At 68.7% G+C, this 20,599-nt stretch carries 15 protein-coding genes; 12 read left to right on the plus strand and 3 right to left on the minus strand.

Annotated elements, in window-relative coordinates; translation table 11 throughout:
* Positions 1–31: 31 nt before the first annotated feature.
* Positions 32–3,931 carry a DNA-directed RNA polymerase subunit beta' gene (locus tag OG509_RS22580; protein WP_406184278.1) on the plus strand — a complete coding sequence of 1,300 codons (3,900 nt, stop codon included), beginning with the start codon at positions 32–34 and terminating at the stop codon, positions 3,929–3,931.
* Positions 3,932–4,031: 100 nt separating this feature from the next.
* On the opposite strand, the gene OG509_RS22585 is transcribed toward OG509_RS22580, so the two are convergent.
* Positions 4,032–6,533 carry a YfhO family protein gene (locus OG509_RS22585; protein ID WP_406184279.1) on the minus strand — a complete coding sequence of 834 codons (2,502 nt, stop codon included), beginning with the start codon at positions 6,531–6,533 and terminating at the stop codon, positions 4,032–4,034.
* Between the two features lie 470 nt (positions 6,534–7,003).
* Between OG509_RS22585 and rpsL the strand changes: the two genes are divergently transcribed.
* The 4 genes from rpsL to tuf all read left to right on the plus strand — a co-directional run bounded on the left by rpsL (position 7,004) and on the right by tuf (position 11,362).
* On the plus strand, positions 7,004–7,375 hold the full coding sequence (gene rpsL, locus OG509_RS22590; RefSeq protein WP_007265893.1) for a 30S ribosomal protein S12: 372 nt from the start codon (positions 7,004–7,006) through the stop codon (positions 7,373–7,375).
* Between the two features lie 2 nt (positions 7,376–7,377).
* Positions 7,378–7,848 carry a 30S ribosomal protein S7 gene (rpsG, locus tag OG509_RS22595; RefSeq protein WP_266626462.1) on the plus strand — a complete coding sequence of 157 codons (471 nt, stop codon included), beginning with the start codon at positions 7,378–7,380 and terminating at the stop codon, positions 7,846–7,848.
* Between the two features lie 39 nt (positions 7,849–7,887).
* Positions 7,888–10,020 (plus strand): elongation factor G, encoded by a 2,133-nt coding sequence (gene fusA / locus OG509_RS22600; protein ID WP_266664768.1) that lies wholly within the window; start codon positions 7,888–7,890, stop codon positions 10,018–10,020.
* Between the two features lie 148 nt (positions 10,021–10,168).
* A complete protein-coding gene (gene tuf / locus OG509_RS22605) occupies positions 10,169–11,362 on the plus strand; it encodes an elongation factor Tu (RefSeq protein WP_382550228.1) in 1,194 nt (397 codons plus the stop codon).
* A 212-nt stretch (positions 11,363–11,574) separates the two neighbouring features.
* Here tuf and rfbC read toward each other — a convergent pair whose 3' ends face one another.
* Together rfbC and rfbA are read right to left on the minus strand one after the other, a co-directional pair.
* The gene (rfbC, locus tag OG509_RS22610) at positions 11,575–12,177 is read right to left on the minus strand and encodes a dTDP-4-dehydrorhamnose 3,5-epimerase (protein WP_406184282.1); all 603 of its coding nucleotides are present in this window, start codon (positions 12,175–12,177) and stop codon (positions 11,575–11,577) included.
* Entirely contained in the window at positions 12,174–13,049 is an 876-nt protein-coding gene (gene rfbA, locus OG509_RS22615) for a glucose-1-phosphate thymidylyltransferase RfbA (RefSeq protein WP_387284737.1), read from the minus strand. The genes rfbC and rfbA overlap by 4 nt, the downstream gene beginning before the upstream one ends.
* Before the next feature lie 83 nt (positions 13,050–13,132).
* Here rfbA and rfbB point away from each other — a divergent pair, with 83 nt between their 5' ends.
* The 7 genes from rfbB to OG509_RS22650 all read left to right on the plus strand — a co-directional run bounded on the left by rfbB (position 13,133) and on the right by OG509_RS22650 (position 20,454).
* Positions 13,133–14,110: a dTDP-glucose 4,6-dehydratase gene (gene rfbB / locus OG509_RS22620; RefSeq protein ID WP_406184284.1), complete on the plus strand. Its 978-nt coding sequence runs from the start codon at positions 13,133–13,135 to the stop codon at positions 14,108–14,110.
* Positions 14,107–15,039, plus strand: a complete 933-nt coding sequence (gene rfbD, locus OG509_RS22625; RefSeq protein ID WP_406184285.1) for a dTDP-4-dehydrorhamnose reductase — start codon at positions 14,107–14,109, stop codon at positions 15,037–15,039. The genes rfbB and rfbD overlap by 4 nt, the downstream gene beginning before the upstream one ends.
* On the plus strand, positions 15,036–16,367 hold the full coding sequence (locus tag OG509_RS22630) for a lipopolysaccharide biosynthesis protein (protein ID WP_385582331.1): 1,332 nt from the start codon (positions 15,036–15,038) through the stop codon (positions 16,365–16,367). The genes rfbD and OG509_RS22630 overlap by 4 nt, the downstream gene beginning before the upstream one ends.
* Before the next feature lie 68 nt (positions 16,368–16,435).
* Positions 16,436–17,122, plus strand: a complete 687-nt coding sequence (locus tag OG509_RS22635; RefSeq protein WP_030154687.1) for a glycosyltransferase family 2 protein — start codon at positions 16,436–16,438, stop codon at positions 17,120–17,122.
* Positions 17,122–17,577 (plus strand): DUF2304 domain-containing protein, encoded by a 456-nt coding sequence (locus OG509_RS22640; RefSeq protein WP_406184287.1) that lies wholly within the window; start codon positions 17,122–17,124, stop codon positions 17,575–17,577. The genes OG509_RS22635 and OG509_RS22640 overlap by 1 nt, the downstream gene beginning before the upstream one ends.
* Before the next feature lie 9 nt (positions 17,578–17,586).
* Entirely contained in the window at positions 17,587–18,489 is a 903-nt protein-coding gene (locus tag OG509_RS22645) for a glycosyltransferase family 2 protein (protein WP_387284742.1), read from the plus strand.
* Between the two features lie 24 nt (positions 18,490–18,513).
* Positions 18,514–20,454, plus strand: a complete 1,941-nt coding sequence (locus OG509_RS22650) for a hypothetical protein (RefSeq protein ID WP_406184288.1) — start codon at positions 18,514–18,516, stop codon at positions 20,452–20,454.
* The last annotated feature ends 145 nt before the right edge of the window (positions 20,455–20,599 follow it).

Here is a 20,599-nt window from a genome sequence, read left to right on the forward strand (position 1 = left end):
GACTCGACCCCGAAAGAGGGATTGACGCACAGTGCTCGACGTCAACTTCTTCGACGAGCTGCGGATCGGCCTTGCCACCGCGGACGACATCCGAACCTGGTCGCACGGCGAGGTCAAGAAGCCGGAGACCATCAACTACCGCACCCTCAAGCCCGAGAAGGACGGACTCTTCTGCGAGAAGATCTTCGGTCCGACCCGGGACTGGGAGTGCTACTGCGGCAAGTACAAGCGTGTCCGCTTCAAGGGCATCATCTGTGAGCGCTGTGGCGTCGAGGTCACGCGCGCCAAGGTGCGTCGTGAGCGGATGGGCCACATCGAGCTTGCCGCTCCCGTCACCCACATCTGGTACTTCAAGGGCGTCCCGTCGCGCCTGGGCTACCTGCTGGACCTCGCGCCGAAGGACCTCGAAAAGGTCATCTACTTCGCCGCGTACATGATCACGTTCGTGGACGACGAGCGCCGCACCCGCGACCTCCCGTCGCTGGAGGCGCACGTCTCCGTCGAGCGCCAGCAGATCGAGAACCGCCGTGACGCGGACCTCGAAGGCCGTGCCAAGAAGCTCGAGACCGACCTGGCCGAGCTCGAGGCCGAGGGCGCGAAGGCCGACGTACGCCGCAAGGTGCGCGAAGGTGCCGAGCGCGAGATGAAGCAGCTCCGTGACCGCGCCCAGCGCGAGATCGACCGCCTCGACGAGGTGTGGGCCCGCTTCAAGAACCTCAAGGTCCAGGACCTGGAGGGTGACGAGCTGCTCTACCGCGAGCTGCGCGACCGCTTCGGTACGTACTTCGACGGTTGCATGGGTGCCGCGGCGCTGCAGAAGCGCCTGGAGTCCTTCGACCTCGACGAGGAGGCCGAGCGCCTCCGCGAGATCATCCGTACCGGCAAGGGCCAGAAGAAGACCCGTGCGCTCAAGCGCCTCAAGGTCGTCTCCGCGTTCCTGCAGACCAGCAACAAGCCCAAGGGCATGGTTCTGGACTGCGTGCCGGTGATCCCGCCGGACCTGCGTCCGATGGTGCAGCTGGACGGTGGCCGCTTCGCGACCTCCGACCTGAACGACCTGTACCGCCGCGTGATCAACCGCAACAACCGTCTGAAGCGCCTTCTCGACCTCGGTGCCCCCGAGATCATCGTGAACAACGAGAAGCGCATGCTTCAGGAGGCCGTGGACGCCCTCTTCGACAACGGTCGTCGTGGTCGTCCGGTGACCGGTCCCGGTAACCGTCCGCTGAAGTCCCTGAGCGACATGCTCAAGGGCAAGCAGGGTCGATTCCGTCAGAACCTTCTCGGCAAGCGCGTGGACTACTCCGCGCGTTCCGTGATCGTCGTCGGTCCGCAGCTGAAGCTGCACCAGTGTGGTCTGCCCAAGGCCATGGCGCTGGAGCTCTTCAAGCCGTTCGTGATGAAGCGCCTGGTCGACCTGAACCACGCGCAGAACATCAAGTCGGCGAAGCGCATGGTCGAGCGCGGCCGCACGGTCGTGTACGACGTGCTCGAAGAGGTCATCGCCGAGCACCCGGTGCTGCTGAACCGTGCGCCCACGCTGCACCGCCTCGGCATCCAGGCCTTCGAGCCCCAGCTGGTCGAAGGCAAGGCCATCCAGATCCACCCGCTCGTCTGCACCGCGTTCAACGCGGACTTCGACGGTGACCAGATGGCCGTGCACCTCCCGCTCTCCGCGGAGGCGCAGGCCGAGGCCCGCATCCTGATGCTGTCCTCGAACAACATCCTCAAGCCGGCCGACGGCCGTCCGGTCACGATGCCGACCCAGGACATGGTCCTCGGTCTGTTCTTCCTGACCACCGACGGTGAGCTCCGTGACGTCAAGGGCGAGGGCCGCGCGTTCGGCTCCACGGCCGAGGCGATCATGGCGTTCGACAACGGCGAGCTCGCGCTCCAGTCGCGCGTCGACATCCGCTTCCCGGTGGGCACCATCCCGCCGCGTGGCTGGGCGGCGCCGGTAGCCGAGGAGGGCGAGCAGGAGTTCCAGCCGGGCGACAGCTTCCGTCTGCAGACGACCCTGGGCCGTGCGCTCTTCAACGAGCTGCTGCCCGAGGACTACCCGTTCGTCGACTACTCGGTGGGCAAGAAGCAGCTCTCCGAGATCGTCAACGACCTGGCGGAGCGCTACCCCAAGGTCATCGTGGCGGCGACGCTCGACAACCTGAAGGCGGCCGGCTTCCACTGGGCGACCCGTTCGGGCGTCACCGTGGCCATCTCCGACGTCGTCGTGCCCGAGGCCAAGAAGGCCATCGTCGCGGGCTACGAGGCGATGGACGAGAAGGTCCAGAAGCAGTACGAGCGCGGTCTGATCACCAAGGACGAGCGCACGCAGGAGCTCATCGCGATCTGGACCAAGGCGACCAACGAGGTTGCCGAGGCGATGAACGCGAACTTCCCCAAGACGAACCCCATCTTCATGATGGTTGACTCGGGTGCCCGAGGAAACATGATGCAGATGCGACAGATCGCCGGTATGCGTGGTCTGGTGTCGAACGCGAAGAACGAGACCATCCCGCGTCCGATCAAGGCGTCCTTCCGTGAGGGCCTCACCGTTCTGGAGTACTTCATCTCCACGCACGGTGCCCGTAAGGGTCTGGCGGACACCGCCCTGCGTACCGCCGACTCGGGTTACCTGACCCGTCGTCTGGTGGACGTCTCGCAGGACGTGATCATCCGCGAGGAGGACTGCGGCACCGAGCGCGGCCTGAAGCTGAAGATCGCCGTTCGCGGCGAGGACGGCGTGCTGCGCAAGGCCGACGACGTCGAGACGTCCGTCTACGCCCGCATGCTGGCCGAGGACGTCGTCATCGACGGCAAGGTCATCGCGCCGGCCAACGTCGACCTCGGTGACGTCCTGATCGACGCCCTGGTCGCCAACGGCGTCGAGGAGGTCAAGACCCGCTCGGTCCTGACCTGTGAGTCCGCGGTCGGCACCTGTGCCTTCTGCTACGGACGCTCGCTCGCCACCGGCAAGCTGGTCGACATCGGTGAGGCGGTCGGCATCATCGCCGCCCAGTCCATCGGTGAGCCCGGTACCCAGCTGACGATGCGTACCTTCCACACCGGTGGTGTGGCCGGTGACGACATCACGCAGGGTCTGCCGCGTGTCGTCGAGCTCTTCGAGGCCCGTACCCCGAAGGGTGTCGCCCCGATCTCCGAGGCCGCCGGCCGCGTGCGGATCGAGGAGACCGAGAAGACGAAGAAGATCGTCATCACGCCCGACGACGGCAGCGACGAGACGGCGTTCCCGATCTCGAAGCGCGCCAAGGTCATCGTGCACGAGGGCGACCACGTCGAGGTGGGCCAGAAGCTCACCGCGGGTGCCACCAACCCGCACGACGTGCTGCGCATCCTCGGCCAGCGTGCCGTCCAGGTCCACCTGGTCGGCGAAGTCCAGAAGGTCTACAACTCGCAGGGCGTGTCGATCCACGACAAGCACATCGAGATCATCATCCGGCAGATGCTCCGCCGCGTGACGATCATCGAGTCCGGCGACGCGGAGCTCCTGCCGGGCGAGCTCGTCGAGCGCTCGAAGTTCGAGACCGAGAACCGTCGTGTGGTCACCGAGGGCGGTCACCCCGCCTCCGGCCGTCCGCAGCTGATGGGTATCACCAAGGCCTCGCTGGCGACGGAATCCTGGCTGTCGGCCGCCTCCTTCCAGGAGACGACCCGAGTCCTGACGGATGCGGCGATCAACGCCAAGTCCGACAGCCTCATCGGCCTCAAGGAGAACGTCATCATCGGTAAGCTCATCCCGGCCGGTACGGGCCTCGCCCGCTACCGCAACATCCGGGTCGAGCCCACCGAGGAAGCGAAGGCCGCGATGTACTCGGCCGTCGGCTACGACGACATCGACTACTCGCCCTTCGGCACCGGCTCCGGCCAGGCTGTCCCGCTGGAGGACTACGACTACGGCCCGTACAACGGCTAAAGGTTCGTAAGAAGAAGCCCCCCGCTGCTCCGAGAGGAGCGGCGGGGGGCTTCTTCGTGTCCGGGTCCCCGGGGGATGCCCCGGGGCCGTGGGGATGCCGTCAGGCGCGCCGGCGGCGGCGGATGCCTGCCACCGTGACCGAGAGCAGGGCCAGGAGGGCGAGGGTGGCTGCGGCCAGGCCTGGGGGGAGGCCCTTCGGGGTGAAGGTGCAGGAGACCTTGTCGGTGCCCGCGGGGATGTCCGTGGCGACCAGGCCGTGGAAGCTCTTCACCGGGGCCGTGCACTGCCAGCCCGGGACGGCGGTCATCGCGAAGACCGCCGTGCCCTTGGCGCCCTTCGGGAGGGTGGCCTCGATGGAGTGGCCGCCGGTGGTGACGTGGGTGGCGCCGGTGGACTTCAGGGAGGTGACCGCCGTGTCCAGGGCGGCGCGGTCCAGGCAGCCGATGGGGTGCTCGCCCGCCGTCGCGTCCTTGGTCCGCGTACGGACCGACACCGCGACCTTGCCGTCCGCGGGGGCCTTGCCCAGCTTGATCACGCCCGTCATCCGGTCTTCGAGGGGCTCGTCCGGGCCGTCGGAGGTGAGGGTGCCGTACAGCTGCGGGGAGAACCAGTACACCTCGGAGCCCGGGGCGCACTGGGCGGCGTACGTCTGCTCCGTGGCGGTGCCCCCGCGGATGACCTGCGGGACCCGGTAGACGGTGGCGCCGAGGACGTTCTCCTGGCGGGCGTAGACGCTGTCCGCCGGGTTCGGGGAGGCGTAGGGCTCGCTGCGGACGGTGACCAGCGGGGGAGCGGGGAACTTCTCGCCCGTCCAGGTGTTCGCAGCGGCCCCCGGGCGGACCCGGGCGCCGATCGAGAAGATCGCGTCGAGCACCGGGTTGTCGGCGCCGAAGAAGGTCCGGCCGTCGTTCTTGAACCCGTAGCCGAGCGGCTCCAGGGCCTGGTACGTGGCCTCCGGCAGGTAGCTGCTGTAGTACTGCGGGCCCTCCGCGCGCAGGGCCAGGGCGTCGTTGTACGAGCTCTGCGGCGCGCCCGGGTCGGTCCGGTATGCGGGCCAGCCGTCCACCTGCCGGACGGCGTCGAAGTGCGCGCCGATCGAGCTGTTCGAGGTGGCGACCGGCTTCGCCCAGCGCTCGCGGCTGCGGCGGGAGTCCGCACCGGCGGCCGCGACCGTGGACTCCGCGAAGACCACGCCGACCATGAGGACGGCGGCCACCGGGATCAGGTACCGCCGCTTCTCGCCCAGGGAGAGGAGGACCAGGGCCAGTACGGAGACGCCACCGCCCGCCAGCACCGCCGGCCAGGTCCAGCCGCCGAAGTCGTCGGTGTGGCGCAGCACGAAGGTGGCCGCCACCAGCAGGGCGGCCGTCAGCGCCACGTGCAGCGGGCGCGGGCGGTGGGCCAGGGCCAGCCAGGCCAGGACCACCACCATGCCGCTGAAGACGAAGGTCTCGCGGTACGGATTGCCGTTCGGCACCGCCAGCCCGTGCCATACGTACTGGGTCGGCGGGAACTGGAACGAGGCGACGACCAGCAGCGTCGCCGCCGCCCACACCAGGCGGGTCCGGCGGGCGATGGCGGCGTTGAAGAGGAAGGATCCGGCGAGGATCAGGCCCAGCGAGGCCACGTACAGCCGCGGCCGGCCGCCCCACAGGTGCGTGGCCGGGAGCATCCCGGCCAGGAAGAGCTCGATCCGTACGGGCTCGAAGGCCCCGGCCTGCGTGGGCTGGGCGGAGCCGCTGGAGAGGAACGACGGGAGCAGGAGCGGGAGGGTCAGCAGGATGCCCGTACCGGCGGCCGTCGAGGCCCGCCACAGGGCGCGCAGCCGCTGCCGGCCGGTCATGTCCCGGGTGATCAGACGGATGGCGAGCAGCACGCAGGCGGCGATCGTGGCCATCATCGCCGTGTAGAAGTTGCCGAACCAGGCGAGCGCGACGAACAGAGCCACCCCCGGCCAGCGCCGCTCCTCCAGGCACCACTCGACCGCGATGCCGAGCAGGGGGAGCGCGACCAGGCCCCACAGCCACATCGGGATGTACGAGGCGTCGCTGAGCGCCCAGCCGCAGAGCCCGTAACAGGCGCCGAGGACCCCCCGCTGCCACCATGGGCCGGGGTGCAGCTTGCCGAGGTAGACCGTCATGACGGCGGCGGCGGCGCCCATCGTGACCGGGGTGATCGCGAAGACGGCGAGGTCGACGTGGGCGCGCGGGACCAGGACGGCCAGCCAGGAGAACGGGTTGCCGAGGTACGTGTAGTAGTCGGACAGGAACTGCTGGCCGAAGCCGCCGCGCCAGGTGAAGAGCACGTCGCCGGCGGCCTGCCCGTGGACCAGGTCCCACAGCGCGCGGTGGAACGGCACGTACTGGTTGGCCTGGTCGTTGATGGCCCGGCCGGTGTTGCCGAAGGGGAAGGTGCCACGGGCGACCCAGGCCGAGCAGAACGCGGCCGAGGTGATCAGGAACGCCAGCAGGGGCCCGTACGGGCGGGCGCGCAGACGGGCGCCCAGCCGCTCGGGCAGACGGCCGAGCACCGGGTGCCGGCGGCGGGGCGACGGGAGGAGCGGACTGTCCGTCGCCGTCGTCCCCGAGGTGACCGTCCGCAATGTCCCGCTCCCTGAATGCTCGTGGATGCCCGTGCCGTTTGGGATGAACCAGTTGAACCAGCTGAATCGGCCGAATCGGCTGGATCAAGTGAATCGCTGGGGCAGTTTAGTTCTCACGGGCGGTCGCCCCGTCCGCCTCCGCTTAGCACGCCTTTACCACATGCGCGAGTCGGCAGAGCCACACCGGGGTCTCGCCCATGCGGCGCATGACCGGCGGCGATGTCCCGGTTCCCCCGCGCGGGCTTTTGTTTTGACCGGATGGGATGCGGTAGGTACGCTCAGACCTTGTGCCTGGGGTGTGCCTGGGCTCCTGTGCGTGTCCATCAACCGCATGAGAGCCGGATCAGCCACCGCGATCCATGCGTTTCCGTGCTTGCGCGGAGCTCCGCCGGATCCGACACACCCGACCGCGTGGGTCGGCAAAGTTCCAGGTTAGCTTCACTACACGGCACACAGAAACCGGAGAAGTAGTGCCTACGATCCAGCAGCTGGTCCGTAAGGGCCGGCAGGACAAGGTCGAGAAGACGAAGACGCCCGCGCTTGAGGCTTCGCCCCAGCGCCGCGGCGTCTGCACGCGTGTGTTCACGACCACCCCGAAGAAGCCGAACTCGGCGCTCCGTAAGGTCGCGCGTGTGCGTCTGACCTCCGGCATCGAGGTCACCGCTTACATTCCGGGTGAGGGACACAACCTGCAGGAGCACTCGATCGTGCTCGTGCGTGGTGGCCGTGTGAAGGACCTGCCGGGTGTTCGTTACAAGATCATCCGCGGTGCGCTTGACACCCAGGCTGTCAAGAACCGCAAGCAGGCCCGCAGCCGCTACGGCGCCAAGAAGGAGAAGTAAGAATGCCTCGTAAGGGCCCCGCCCCGAAGCGCCCGGTCATCATCGACCCGGTCTACGCATCTCCTCTGGTGACGTCGCTCATCAACAAGATCCTCCTGAACGGCAAGCGCTCCACCGCCGAGCGCATCGTTTACGGCGCCATGGAAGGCCTCCGCGAGAAGACCGGCGCTGACCCGGTCATCACGCTGAAGCGCGCGCTCGAGAACGTCAAGCCGTCCCTCGAGGTCAAGTCCCGCCGTGTCGGTGGCGCCACCTACCAGGTGCCGATCGAGGTCAAGCCCGGTCGCGCCTCGACCCTCTCGCTGCGCTGGATCGTGGGTTACTCCCGCGCCCGTCGTGAGAAGACCATGACCGAGCGCCTCATGAACGAGCTCCTCGACGCCTCGAACGGCCTCGGTGCGGCCGTCAAGAAGCGTGAGGACACGCACAAGATGGCCGAGTCCAACAAGGCCTTCGCGCACTACCGCTGGTAGTCCCAACCCACATCGAGACCGAGAGAAGACTGAGCCGATATGGCTACCACTTCGCTTGACCTGGCCAAGGTGCGCAACATCGGCATCATGGCTCACATCGACGCGGGCAAGACGACCACCACCGAGCGCATCCTGTTCTACACCGGTGTGTCTTACAAGATCGGTGAAGTCCACGACGGCGCTGCCACGATGGACTGGATGGAGCAGGAGCAGGAGCGTGGTATCACCATCACGTCTGCCGCGACGACCTGCCACTGGCCGCTCGAAGATGTTGACCACACCATCAACATCATCGACACCCCGGGTCACGTCGACTTCACCGTCGAGGTAGAGCGTTCGCTCCGCGTCCTCGACGGCGCCGTCACCGTCTTCGACGGTGTCGCCGGTGTCGAGCCGCAGTCCGAGACCGTTTGGCGTCAGGCGGACCGCTACGGCGTGCCGCGCATCTGCTTCGTCAACAAGCTCGACCGCACCGGCGCCGAGTTCCACCGCTGCGTCGACATGATCAAGGACCGCCTCGGTGCGGTTCCGATCGTCATGCAGCTCCCCATCGGTGCCGAGGCCGACTTCCAGGGTGTCGTCGACCTCGTCACGATGAAGGCGTTCGTCTGGTCCGCCGAGGCGACCAAGGGCGAGATGTACGACATCGTCGACATCCCGGCCACGCACGCCGAGGCCGCTGAAGAGTGGCGCGGCAAGCTGGTCGAGACCGTCGCCGAGAACGACGACGAGATCATGGAGCTCTTCCTGAACGGCGACGAGCCGTCCGTGGAGCAGCTGCACGCCGCCGTCCGTCGCATCATCCTCGGCTCCGGCAAGGGCAAGGGCGAGCCCACGATCACCGCGGTGTTCTGTGGCACGGCGTTCAAGAACAAGGGCGTTCAGCCCCTGCTCGACGCTGTCATCCGCTACCTGCCGTCGCCGCTGGACATCGAGGCCATCGAGGGCCACGACGTCCGTGACGCCGAGACCGTCGTGAAGCGCAAGCCGTCCGACGAGGAGCCGCTCGCGGCGCTGGCGTTCAAGATCATGCGCGACCCGCACCTCGGGAAGCTCACCTTCGTCCGGGTTTACTCGGGCCGCCTGGAGGCCGGCACCTCGGTGCTGAACTCCGTCAAGGGCAAGAAGGAGCGCATCGGCAAGATCTACCGCATGCACGCGAACAAGCGTGAAGAGATCGCCGCGGTGGGCGCCGGTGACATCGTCGCCGTCATGGGCCTGAAGCAGACCACCACCGGTGAGACGCTGTGTGACGACAAGGCACCCGTGATCCTGGAGTCCATGGACTTCCCGGCTCCGGTCATCCAGGTCGCCATCGAGCCCAAGTCCAAGGGTGACCAGGAGAAGCTGGGTGTCGCCATCCAGAGTCTCGCGGAGGAGGACCCCTCCTTCCACGTTCACTCGGACGAGGAGACCGGCCAGACCATCCTCGGCGGTATGGGCGAGCTGCACCTCGAGGTGCTGGTCGACCGTATGAAGCGCGAGTTCAAGGTCGAGGCCAACGTCGGCAAGCCGCAGGTCGCGTACCGCGAGACGATCCGCAAGACCGTCGAGCGTCACGACTACACCCACAAGAAGCAGACCGGTGGTACCGGTCAGTTCGCCAAGGTGCAGATCGCGATCGAGCCGATCACGGACGCCGATGGTCCGGCGTACGAGTTCGTGAACAAGGTCACCGGTGGCCGCATCCCGAGGGAGTACATCCCCTCGGTCGACGCCGGTGCGCAGGAGGCCATGCAGTTCGGCATCCTGGCCGGCTACGAGATGACCGGCGTCCGCGTCATTCTTCTCGACGGTGGCTACCACGAGGTCGACTCCTCGGAGCTCGCCTTCAAGATCGCCGGTTCGCAGGCCTTCAAGGAGGCCGCGCGCAAGGCTTCCCCCGTGCTGCTCGAGCCGATGATGTCCGTTGAGGTCACCACGCCCGAGGAGTCCATGGGCGACGTCATCGGTGACATCAACTCCCGCCGTGGCCAGATCCAGGCCATGGAGGAGCGTCACGGCGCGCGTCTCGTGAAGGGCCTCGTGCCCCTTTCGGAGATGTTCGGCTACGTCGGAGACCTCCGCAGCAAGACCTCGGGTCGCGCCAGCTACTCGATGCAGTTCGACTCCTACGCCGAGGTTCCCCGGAACGTCGCCGAGGAGATCATCGCGAAGGCCAAGGGCGAGTAACTCTTCCGAGTACACGCTTTAGGCTTGTCACCGGAGCCTCTGGGGCAACAGGAGTAACCTTCCGTTGCCCCGGAGGGGCCGGCTTTCCAGCAAAGATCACCTGGCGCCGATGAGTAAGGCGTACAGAACCACTCTCCAGGAGGACCCCGTGGCGAAGGCGAAGTTCGAGCGGACTAAGCCGCACGTCAACATCGGCACCATCGGTCACATTGACCACGGTAAGACGACCCTCACGGCCGCCATTACCAAGGTGCTGCACGACGCGTACCCGGACCTGAACGAGGCCTCGGCCTTCGACCAGATCGACAAGGCTCCTGAGGAGCGCCAGCGCGGTATCACCATCTCCATCGCGCACGTCGAGTACCAGACCGAGGCGCGTCACTACGCCCACGTCGACTGCCCGGGTCACGCTGACTACATCAAGAACATGATCACCGGTGCCGCGCAGATGGACGGCGCGATCCTCGTGGTCGCCGCCACCGACGGCCCGATGCCGCAGACCAAGGAGCACGTGCTCCTGGCCCGCCAGGTCGGCGTCCCCTCCATCGTCGTCGCCCTGAACAAGGCCGACATGGTGGACGACGAGGAGATCCTGGAGCTCGTCGAGCTCGAGGTCCGCGAGCTGCTCTCCGAGTACGACTTCCCGGGCGACGACCTGCCGGTCGTCCGCGTCTCCGCGCTGAAGGCGCTCGAGGGCGACAAGGAGTGGGGCGAGAAGCTTCTCGGCCTCATGTCCGCCGTCGACGACTTCATCCCGACCCCCCCGCGTGACACCGAGAAGCCGTTCCTCATGCCCGTCGAGGACGTCTTCACGATCACCGGTCGCGGTACCGTCGTCACCGGCCGTATCGAGCGTGGTGTCCTGAAGGTCAACGAGACCGTCGACATCATCGGTATCAAGGAGACCAAGACCACCACCACGGTCACCGGTATCGAGATGTTCCGCAAGCTGCTCGACGAGGGCCAGGCGGGCGAGAACGTCGGTCTGCTCCTCCGTGGCATCAAGCGCGAGGACGTCGAGCGCGGCCAGGTCATCATCAAGCCCGGTTCGGTCACCCCGCACACCGAGTTCGAGGCCCAGGCCTACATCCTGTCGAAGGACGAGGGTGGCCGTCACACCCCGTTCTTCAACAACTACCGCCCGCAGTTCTACTTCCGTACCACGGACGTCACGGGTGTCGTCACCCTGCCGGCCGGCACGGAGATGGTCATGCCGGGCGACAACACCGAGATGACGGTCGCGCTGATCCAGCCGGTCGCCATGGAGGAGGGCCTGAAGTTCGCCATCCGTGAGGGTGGTCGTACGGTCGGCGCCGGCCAGGTCATCAAGATCACGAAGTAATTCGTGCTCTGACCTGGTAGCTCGCGCGAGCGGGCACCATGTTTGACAGAAGGGCCCCTTCCCCACCGCCTCGGCGGCGGGGAAGGGGCCCTTCGTCGTACGGGTCACGGCTCACGGCTCACGGCATACGGGTCACAGGTCACGGCATACGGAAGAGGGCCGCACCCCCCGATACGGGGTGCGGCCCTCTCTCGTGCGTCGCGGGGGAGCCGTCAGCCGGTCACGCGCAGCGACTCGGTGAACTCCTTGCAGGCGGCGTAGTCCGGCAGCAGGCCCGACTCGATCGCCTCGGTCAGCGTCGGCGCGGCCTCGTCGCGGGCGGACAGCAGCGGCACGTCGGCCGGCCAGTCGATGCCCAGGTCCACGTCGAGCGGGTGAACCGAGTGCTCGCCGGTGGGGTTGTACGTCTCCGAGCAGAGGTACGAAAGCGTGGCGTCGTCGCTCAGCGCGCAGAACCCGTGGCCCAGGCCCTCCGGGATGTAGACTGCGCGGCGGTCCACGTCGTCCAGGCGGACACCCTCCCAGCGGCCGAAGGTCGGGGAGCCGACCCGCAGGTCCACGATGACGTCGAGCACGGCGCCGCGTACGCAGGTCACGTACTTGGCCTGGCCGCGCGGCACGTCGGCGAAGTGGATGCCGCGGACCACGCCGCGCGAGGACACCGAGAGGTTCGCCTGCGCCAGGTTCAGCGGGTGGCCGACGACCTCGGAGAGCTTGTCGAAGCGGTACCACTCGGTGAACAGGCCGCGCGGGTCGCCGTGCAGCTGCGGGGTGATCTCGTAGGCGCCCTCTATCGAGAGCTGGCGGAACTTCACCGGGAGGACTCCTCTTCGAGCAGGCCGATCAGGTAGTCGCCGTAACCGCTCTTGAGCAGCGGCTGGGCGAGTTCGCGCAGCTGCGCGGAGTCGATCAGGCCGGCCCGCCAGGCCGCCTCCTCGATGCAGCCGATCTTGAAGCCCTGGCGCTCCTCGATCACGCGGACGAACTCCGAGGCCTGGACCATGGAGACGAAGGTCCCGGTGTCCAGCCAGGCGGTGCCGCGGTCGAGAATGGTGACATTCAGCTCACCGGCCTGGAGGTACGCGTCGTTGACCGCGGTGATCTCCAGTTCGCCGCGCGCGCTGGGCTTCAGGTTGCGGGCTATCTCGACGACGCGGTTGTCGTAGAAGTACAGACCCGGCACCGCGTAGCGGGACTTGGGCTTGACCGGCTTCTCCTCGATGGAGATGGCCTGGCCGTTCTCGTCGAACTCGACCACGCCGTACGCGGTCGGGTCGGCCACCGGGTACGCGAAGACCCGGCCGCCCTGGGAGTCGGTGTGCTCCGCCAGGCGCGTGCCGAGGCCGCTGCCGTGGAAGATGTTGTCGCCGAGGATCAGGGCGACGGACTCGTCGCCGATGAAGTCGGCGCCGAGCACGAACGCCTGGGCGATTCCCTCGGGGCGCTCCTGGACCGCGTACTCCAGCCGGATGCCGAACTGGGAGCCGTCGCCGAGCAGTCGCTCGAACTGCGCACGGTCCTCCGGCGTGGTGATGACGAGAATCTCGCTGATTCCGGCCATGACCAGGGTGGAGAGCGGGTAGTAGATCATCGGCTTGTCGAAGACGGGGAGCAGCTGCTTCGAGACTGCCCGGGTCAGCGGCCAGAGTCGGGATCCGGTGCCACCGGCCAAGAGAATTCCACGCATGGACACAACCCTATGCGAGAGCGCGGGGGGCGCCACGGCCCGGGCCGGGTGGGTGGTGTACGAGCGGCTAGACTCTTCGTATTATGCGCATCCTTGTGACCGGCGGCGCCGGCTTCATCGGTTCGGAATTCGTCCGCCAGCAGCTCGGTGCAGACGCATCGGCCCAGATCACCGTGTTCGACAAGCTGACCTACTCGGGCGTCGAGGCCAACCTCGCCCCGGTCGCCGACCACGTCGGTTACAAGTTCGTCCAGGGCGACATCTGTGACGCCGAGGCCGTCGACCAGGTGATGCCCGGGCACGACGTGGTGGTGCACTTCGCCGCCGAGTCCCACGTGGACCGCTCGATCGCCGGTGCCGGACCGTTCGTGATGACCAACGTCGTGGGCACGCAGGTGCTGCTGGACGCCGCCCGCAAGCACGGCGTCGGCCGCTTCGTCCACATCTCCACCGACGAGGTGTACGGCTCGATCAGCGAGGGCTCCTGGACCGAGGAGTGGCCGCTGGTGCCGAACTCCCCGTACTCCGCCTCCAAGGCCTCGTCCGACCTGCTGGCCCTGGCCTACGCCCGGACGCACGGCATGGACGTCGTGGTCACGCGCTGCTCGAACAACTACGGGCACTACCAGTTCCCGGAGAAGGTCATCCCGCTGTTCGTCTCCAACCTGATGGACGGCAAGAAGGTCCCGCTGTACGGCAACGGCGGCAACGTGCGCGACTGGCTGCACGTCTCCGACCACTGCCGCGGCATCGACCTGGCCATGCGCAAGGGCCGGGCCGGCGAGGTCTACAACATCGGCGGCGGCACCGAGCTCACCAACAAGGAGCTCACCGGCGTGCTGCTCGAAGCGGCCGGGCTCGGCTGGGACATGGTCGAGCAGGTCGAGGACCGCAAGGGCCACGACCTCCGCTACTCCATCGACATCAGCAAGATCGGCGCGGAGCTCGGCTACGCCCCGCAGGTCACCTTCGAGGACGGCATCAAGGCCACCATCGAGTGGTACCGCGAGAACCGTGCCTGGTGGGAGCCGCTGAAGGCGAAGGCGGCCCTGCAGAAGTGAAGACCGACCCGCGAGCCGGGCGCTGGCTCGTCACCGGCGCCGCCGGGATGCTCGGGCAGGACGTCCTGGCCGTCCTGAAGGACGCCGGTATCGAGGCCGTGGGCCTGCGCCGCGCCGACCTCGACATCACCGACCCGGCCTCCGTCCGGGCCGCCGTCGAGGGCGCCGCCGTCGTCGTGAACTGCGCCGCCTGGACGGACGTGGACGGCGCGGAGACGGCCGAGGAGGCCGCCACCGCCGTCAACGGCACGGGCGTACGCGTCCTCGCCGAGGCCTGCGCCGCCGCCCACGTACGCCTGCTGCACGTCTCCACCGACTACGTGCTCCCCGGCGATGCCACCGAGCCGTACCGCGAGGACGCCGAGACCGGCCCGCTCAACGCGTACGGGCGCTCCAAGCTGATCGGCGAGCAGGCCGTGGCCGAACTGCTGCCGCAGGACGGCTACATCGTCCGGACCGCCTGGCTGTACGGCGAGCACGGGCCGAACTTCGTCGCCACCATGCTCAAGCTGGCCGCCCAGCGCGACACCCTCGACGTCGTCGACGACCAGCACGGCCAGCCCACCTGGTCGTGCGCGCTGGCCCGGCGTCTGGTCGAGCTCGGCCTGGCCGCGCTGAAGGGCCAGGCCATGGGCGGGGTCTACCACGGCACCGCGAGCGGCCGGACCACCTGGATGGGGCTGGCCCGTGAGACGTACCGGCTGAGCGGGCTCGACCCGGAGCGGATTCGGCCGACCACCTCTGCCGCGTTCGTCCGCCCGGCCGCCCGCCCCGCGTTCAGCGTGCTGGCGCACGAGCGCTGGGCCGACGCCGGGCTCGCCCCGCTCGCCGACTGGCGCGAGCAGCTCGCCGAGGCGCTGGCCGCCCCCGCGTTCACCGCGCTGGGCGACGCCGCCAGGAACCGCGCCGCGAACGGCAGTACGGGATGAAATCCCTGCTCAGCAGGCTCACCGCGGCGCTGCCGCCGGGCACCGTCGCGGTGGCCGGCGGCACTGTCGTGCTCGGTGCGGCCTCCTACGTCCACCTGGGCGTGGCCGGCCACAGCCTGTCCACGGACGCGATGGCGAACGTCTCGGTGCTGTGGACGATCGTCATGGCGCTCGGCCTCGGCATCTTCTTCCCCATCGAGCAGGAGCTCACCCGGATCGTCGCCGCCCGCGTGGTGCACGGCCAGGGCGCGGCTCCCGTACTGCGCCGGGCCACGCTGCTGACCTCCGCGATCCTCGGCGCGACCCTGCTCGTCCTCGCCCTCGGCGCAGGCCCGATCGCGGACCTGCTGTTCCGCGGCGACCGCGGCCTGGTGGCGGCCCTCGGCGGGGCGTTCACCGGCATGGCCGTCTGCTACCTGACCCGCGGAGTCCTGGCCGGCCTCGGCCGGTTCGGCGCGTACGGGACGCAGCTGGCCGTCGACGGCGGGCTGCGCATCGCGCTCGCCTTCGGCTGCGCGGTGGCCGGAATGCACTCGGCGCTCGCCTTCAGCCTGGTCCTGGCCGTCGCGCCGATCGCCGCGACGCTGGTCACCCTGCCGACACTGCTGCGCGCGGTGGAGCCCGGCGAGGAGATCGCCTGGCGCGAACTGACCGCCGGGCTCGGCCTGCTGATCTGCTCGACCCTGCTGTCCCAGGTCGTCGTCAACGCCGCGGTGATGAGCACCAAGCTGCTCGCCCCCACCGACAGCGTGCTGATCGCGGCACTGCTGAACGCGCTGGTCCTGGCCCGGGTGCCGCTGTTCGTCTTCGGCTCGCTGCAGGCCTCGCTGCTCGGCGGGCTCACCGCCGCCTACACCGCCGGCGACCGGGCGGCGTTCTCCGCGATGCTGCGCCGGATCGGCGTGGTCGTCGGGCTGTTGGGGCTGCTCGGCGGCGTGCCCGCGACCGTGCTCGGCCCGTGGCTGATCAAGGTGCTGTTCGACGCCGGACCCGTACTGGGCTGTCTCGACTTCTTCCTTTTGTCCGCCGGCACCGTGGCGTACATGTTCGCGATGGTCCTCGGTCAGGCGCTGATGGTATTCAAGCGGCACAACCTGCAACTGCTCTGCTGGGCCGCCGGCACCGTCGTCCTGATCGGTGTCACCTTCGCACCGGGCGAAGTGGCCCTGCGCGTCATCCTGGCCTACGCTCTCGGCTCTCTCGCCACCGTGCTCGGTATGCTGGCGGTGCTGAGGCTGAGGTTCCCCGGAGCGGATCCGGGCGCAACCGAAGGACCCGGGCACAAGGTCGCCGCAAGCCCACTGGGCGCCGGAGCGGTCGGGGAGTGACCATGCCGGCTTCCGACGTCCCACCGATCACCGAGCACGCGCACGTGCCACATTCCGCTGGAGCTACCGTGTCCCAATACGACGATGTCTGGCTGGTCATCCCGGCCTATAACGAGGGCCAGGTGATCGCCGATGTGGTCGAGGGAGCGCGCAAGACCTTCCCGAACATAGTCGTCGTCGACGACGGCAGCTCCGACAACTCGGCCGAGCACATCGCGACGACCGGCGCCCACCTGGTGCGCCACCCCGTCAACCTCGGCCAGGGCGCCGCCCTCCAGACCGGTCTCAAGTACGCGCTCTCGCAGCCCGGTGCCCGCTACTTCGCGACGTTCGACGCGGACGGCCAGCACCAGACGCACGACGTCGAGAAGATGGTCCAGGTGCTGCGCGACGACGAGGCCGACGTGGTCCTCGGCTCGCGCTTCATCGAGCAGAACGGCCAAGTGCCGTGGATCAAGCGCGTCGTGCTGCGCACGGCCGCGACGGTCAGCCCGACCGCCCGCAAGCTGAAGCTCACCGACTCGCACAACGGCCTGCGCGTGCTCAGCCGCAAGGCCGCCGAGCAGCTGAACATCACCATGAACGGCATGGCGCACGCGTCGGAGATCGTCGGTTACCTGGCCGGGTCCGGCCTGCGCGTCACCGAGGTCCCCGTGGACATCCTCTACACCGAGTACTCGCGCGCCAAGGGCCAGTCCCTGATCAACGGCGTCAACATCATCTTTGACATCACGATGCGGGAGCGAAGCCGCTGATGAAGTACTTCTGGATCCAGCTGCTGCTCATCGCGGGCTCGGTGTCGATGGCCCTCATGTTCATACGGACGTGGGGCCAGGCGAAGAACCGCGCCTGGAAGCGCATCGCGTTCTCCCTGTTCGTCATCGTCAACGTGTACGCAGTGCTCCGCCCCACGGACGTCACGTGGGTGGCGCACCAGCTCGGCGTCGGCCGCGGCACCGACCTCGTGCTGTACGTCATGGTGCTGGCGATGGGCTTCCTGACCCTCAACACCTTCCTCCGCTTCCGCTCGCTGGAGAAGAAGCTCACCGACCTGGCCAGGACCGTGGCCCTGGCCGAGGGCGCACGGCACAACGACGCGCGCCTGGGCGGGACCCCGGCCGCCGTCGTCGCGACCGAGGCTGCCGCCGCCGTCGTGACCGAGGCCGAGCCGGAGCCCGAGCCCGTCGACTCCGACACCGTGAAGGCCTGACGTCCCGTGGTGACCTTCGACTTCATGCTCCCCTACTACGGGGACGTGCAGCTGATGCAGGACGCCGTCCGCAGCGTCCTGGCCCAGACGGACCCGGACTTCCGCCTCGTCGTCATCGACGACGGCAAGGAGCCGGACGTCCCGGGCTGGTTCGAGGCCCTCGGCGACGAGCGGGTCCACTACACCCGCAACGAGCAGAACCTCGGCATCACCAAGAACTTCCAGAAGTGCGTACGGCTCTCCGAGGCCGACCACGTCGTCATCATGGGCTGCGACGACCTGCTGCACCCGCACTACCTGGAGACCGTCCGCGGCCTGATGGCCGACAACCCGGGCATCGGCATGGTCCAGCCCGGCGTCGAGGTGATCGACGGCTCCGGGCAGGTCGCGTACGGGCTCGCCGACCAGACCAAGCGGCGGCTGTACGCACCGCAGGTCAAGGGCCGGCGCCTGATGGGCGGCGAGGAGCTGGCCACCAGCGTGCTGCGCGGGAACTGGCTGTACTTCCCGTCCATCTGCTGGCGCGGCGAGGCCCTGCGCGGGGTCAACTTCCGCGACGAGTACTCGGTGATCCAGGACCTGGCCCTGGTGGTCGACCTCCTCGAACTCGGCGAGCAGATGCTGATCGACGAGTCCACGACGGTGTTCCAGTACCGCCGCCACGCGGTCAGCGAGTCCTCGGTGCAGGCCTTCTCCGGCACCCGCTTCACCGAGGCCGAGCGGTACTTCTCCGCCGTGGCCGACCGGATGGACGCCCGGGGCTGGCCCAAGGCCGCACGCGCGGCCCGCTTCCACAGCGCCTCCCGCTTCCACGCCATCACGATGCTCCCCGGCGCGCTGCTCCGCGGGCACCGAGAGGGCGTCCGTACGCTCGCCAAACACGCATTCACCGCCGGTCAGCGCGCCGACTGACGCCCACGACGGAATTGGACTGAGATGACACACCTGGCCCCCGAGGTCGTCGGAACATCCGGCACGGCGCACAGCCGGACCGGTACCGGGACCCCGGACGCCGGACCGGTCCCCTCCCCTTCGGCGGCCCGCCGTCCCTGGACGTCCCGGCGCCGCGTGCTCGCCGTCGCCGAGGGCGTCGTCAGCCTCACGGCGGCCCTCGGCTACATGCTGTTGAGCCGCCGCATCGACGTGAACCCGATCGTGCGCCTCGGCCAGGTCAGCGGCCTCGGCACGCTCCAGCTGTACGCCGCGATCATCGGGCTGCCGCTGCTCGGACTGCTGCTCTACACCGCCCACCGGGGTCCGGCCCGGCGCCACCAGCTGGTCAAGCGCCTGGTCTGCGCCGCCCTGGCCGGGCTGGCCACCGGCGTCATCGCCGGCGGAGTCGTCGTCGCCCTGCACGGCACGCCCCACCCGCTGGGCGGCCAGGAGGGCGACCCGGGCGTCCTGATCGACATGGCCAACTCGTTCCTGCACCACGAGGGGATGTCGGGCATCTACCCGCCCGCCTTCCCGGCCCTGATGGCCCTCTGGGCGAAGATCCGCTACAACGGCCGCGGCGAGACCGGCTTCGCCCTGCACGACCTCCAGATCTTCTTCACCGCCGTCGCCGGCCCGATGGCCTACCTGGCCTGGCGGATACTGCTGCGGCCCTTCTGGGCGCTGCTGATCGCGGTTCCGGCCACGGTGCTCTTCCTCGACCCGATCCGCCCGTACAGCCACATCGTCATGATCGTGCTGCTGCCGCTGCTCGGTTACTGGCTGCGCGAGATGCGCCTGGCCGGCCGGCGTGCCACGCGGCACCTGCTGGTGCGCGGCCTCGTCCTCGGCGTGACCTTCGGCTCGCTGTTCCTCTGGTACTCCGGCTGGTACATCTGGGCCGCGCCGGGCGCACTGATGGCCGCGCTGTTCTTCTTCCCGTGGCGCCAGGGCGCGGCGACGGCCAAGAAGGCCGGCCTCTACATAGGGGTCACGCTGCTGTCGGCCGGCATCGTCGCCGCCCCGCTGCTCTACCAGATGGCCCGGCTGGGCGCGGACAACCCCGACCGCTACGCCTTCCTCGCCGTGTACGCCGACCCCGGTTACGTCCTCGGCTGGGTCTCGGACCGGTCCGGGACCCTGACGTACCAGACCTGGCCGGTGGCGGGCGAGATGGCCGGCCAGAGCGGGTTCGCCCTGCTGCTCCTGTTCGGGGTGGGGCTGGGCCTGGGCCTCGGGCTGCGCAACATCATGGTGCGGACGGCGGCCGCGGTCCTGGCCGGCGCCTGGCTCGCCCGGTTCTGGTTCGCCGGGCACATGGCCCAGGACAAGGCCATCCAGCTCTACCCCCGCACCACGTGGATCATCATGTACTGCCTGATGATCCTGGCCGTGCTCGGCATGATGGCCGTGGTCGACCGGGGCTCGGGGTGGATCGAGCGCGTGCTGCGCCCGAGGAGTGCCGGTTCCGTTTCGGATTCCGCTTCGGGTTCCGCTTCCGCTTCCGCTGCCGGGGCCGGGCTCGGCCGGGTCATCCCGCTGCGGGTGGTCCGCCAGCTCGCCGCGGGGATGGTGTGCGTGGTCGCCCTGTTCGCGACCATGGGCGCGTCCTGGTCGGTCAACCGCTACATGCCCTCGTCCGACGTCGACACGATGGGCATCGACGCGTACCGCGCACACGTCATCAAGCAGCGGGACGGCAGCTGCCCGCGCTTCTCGCCCCGCGAGAACTGCTGGGACATCGAGAAGGACGACTGGAAGCCCGGCCCCATCCAGGACTTCATCTGGTGCGCCGGCATCGTGGCCGACGACTGGCCCAGCGTCTGCGGGATGGAGGCGCCCAAGCGGGTGCGCTCGCGGGCGGACATCGAGCGCGACGCCGAGGCCGAGCGGCAGGCCCGCAAGGACCCCGCGCACACCGAGAAGGACGCCTGGAAGAAGTGACGGCGGCGCGGCCCGGTCGCCCCGGGCCACCGTCCCGGCCGTTCCGTTGACGACCCCAGCCGTACCCACTGTCACGACCGACCAGTAGCATCCGCCCCGTCAGCCGTGTCACGTGGCGCAGCAGAGACGTTTCGGCGGGGCCCCC

This window comes from Streptomyces sp. NBC_01006, assembly GCF_045162725.1.
Classification (GTDB): domain Bacteria; phylum Actinomycetota; class Actinomycetes; order Streptomycetales; family Streptomycetaceae; genus Streptomyces.

Bases quoted from the DNA above. Each gene is read 5' to 3' on its own strand.
- OG509_RS22640 (WP_406184287.1), top strand. From the start codon at position 17,122: ATGAAGTACTTCTGGATCCAGCTGCTGCTCATCGCGGGCTCGGTGTCG.
- OG509_RS22630 (WP_385582331.1), top strand. From the start codon at position 15,036: ATGAAATCCCTGCTCAGCAGGCTCACCGCGGCGCTGCCGCCGGGCACC.
- rfbA (WP_387284737.1), bottom strand. From the start codon at position 13,049: ATGCGTGGAATTCTCTTGGCCGGTGGCACCGGATCCCGACTCTGGCCG.
- rpsG (WP_266626462.1), top strand. From the start codon at position 7,378: ATGCCTCGTAAGGGCCCCGCCCCGAAGCGCCCGGTCATCATCGACCCG.
- rfbB (WP_406184284.1), top strand. From the start codon at position 13,133: ATGCGCATCCTTGTGACCGGCGGCGCCGGCTTCATCGGTTCGGAATTC.
- fusA (WP_266664768.1), top strand. From the start codon at position 7,888: ATGGCTACCACTTCGCTTGACCTGGCCAAGGTGCGCAACATCGGCATC.
- OG509_RS22650 (WP_406184288.1), top strand. From the start codon at position 18,514: ATGACACACCTGGCCCCCGAGGTCGTCGGAACATCCGGCACGGCGCAC.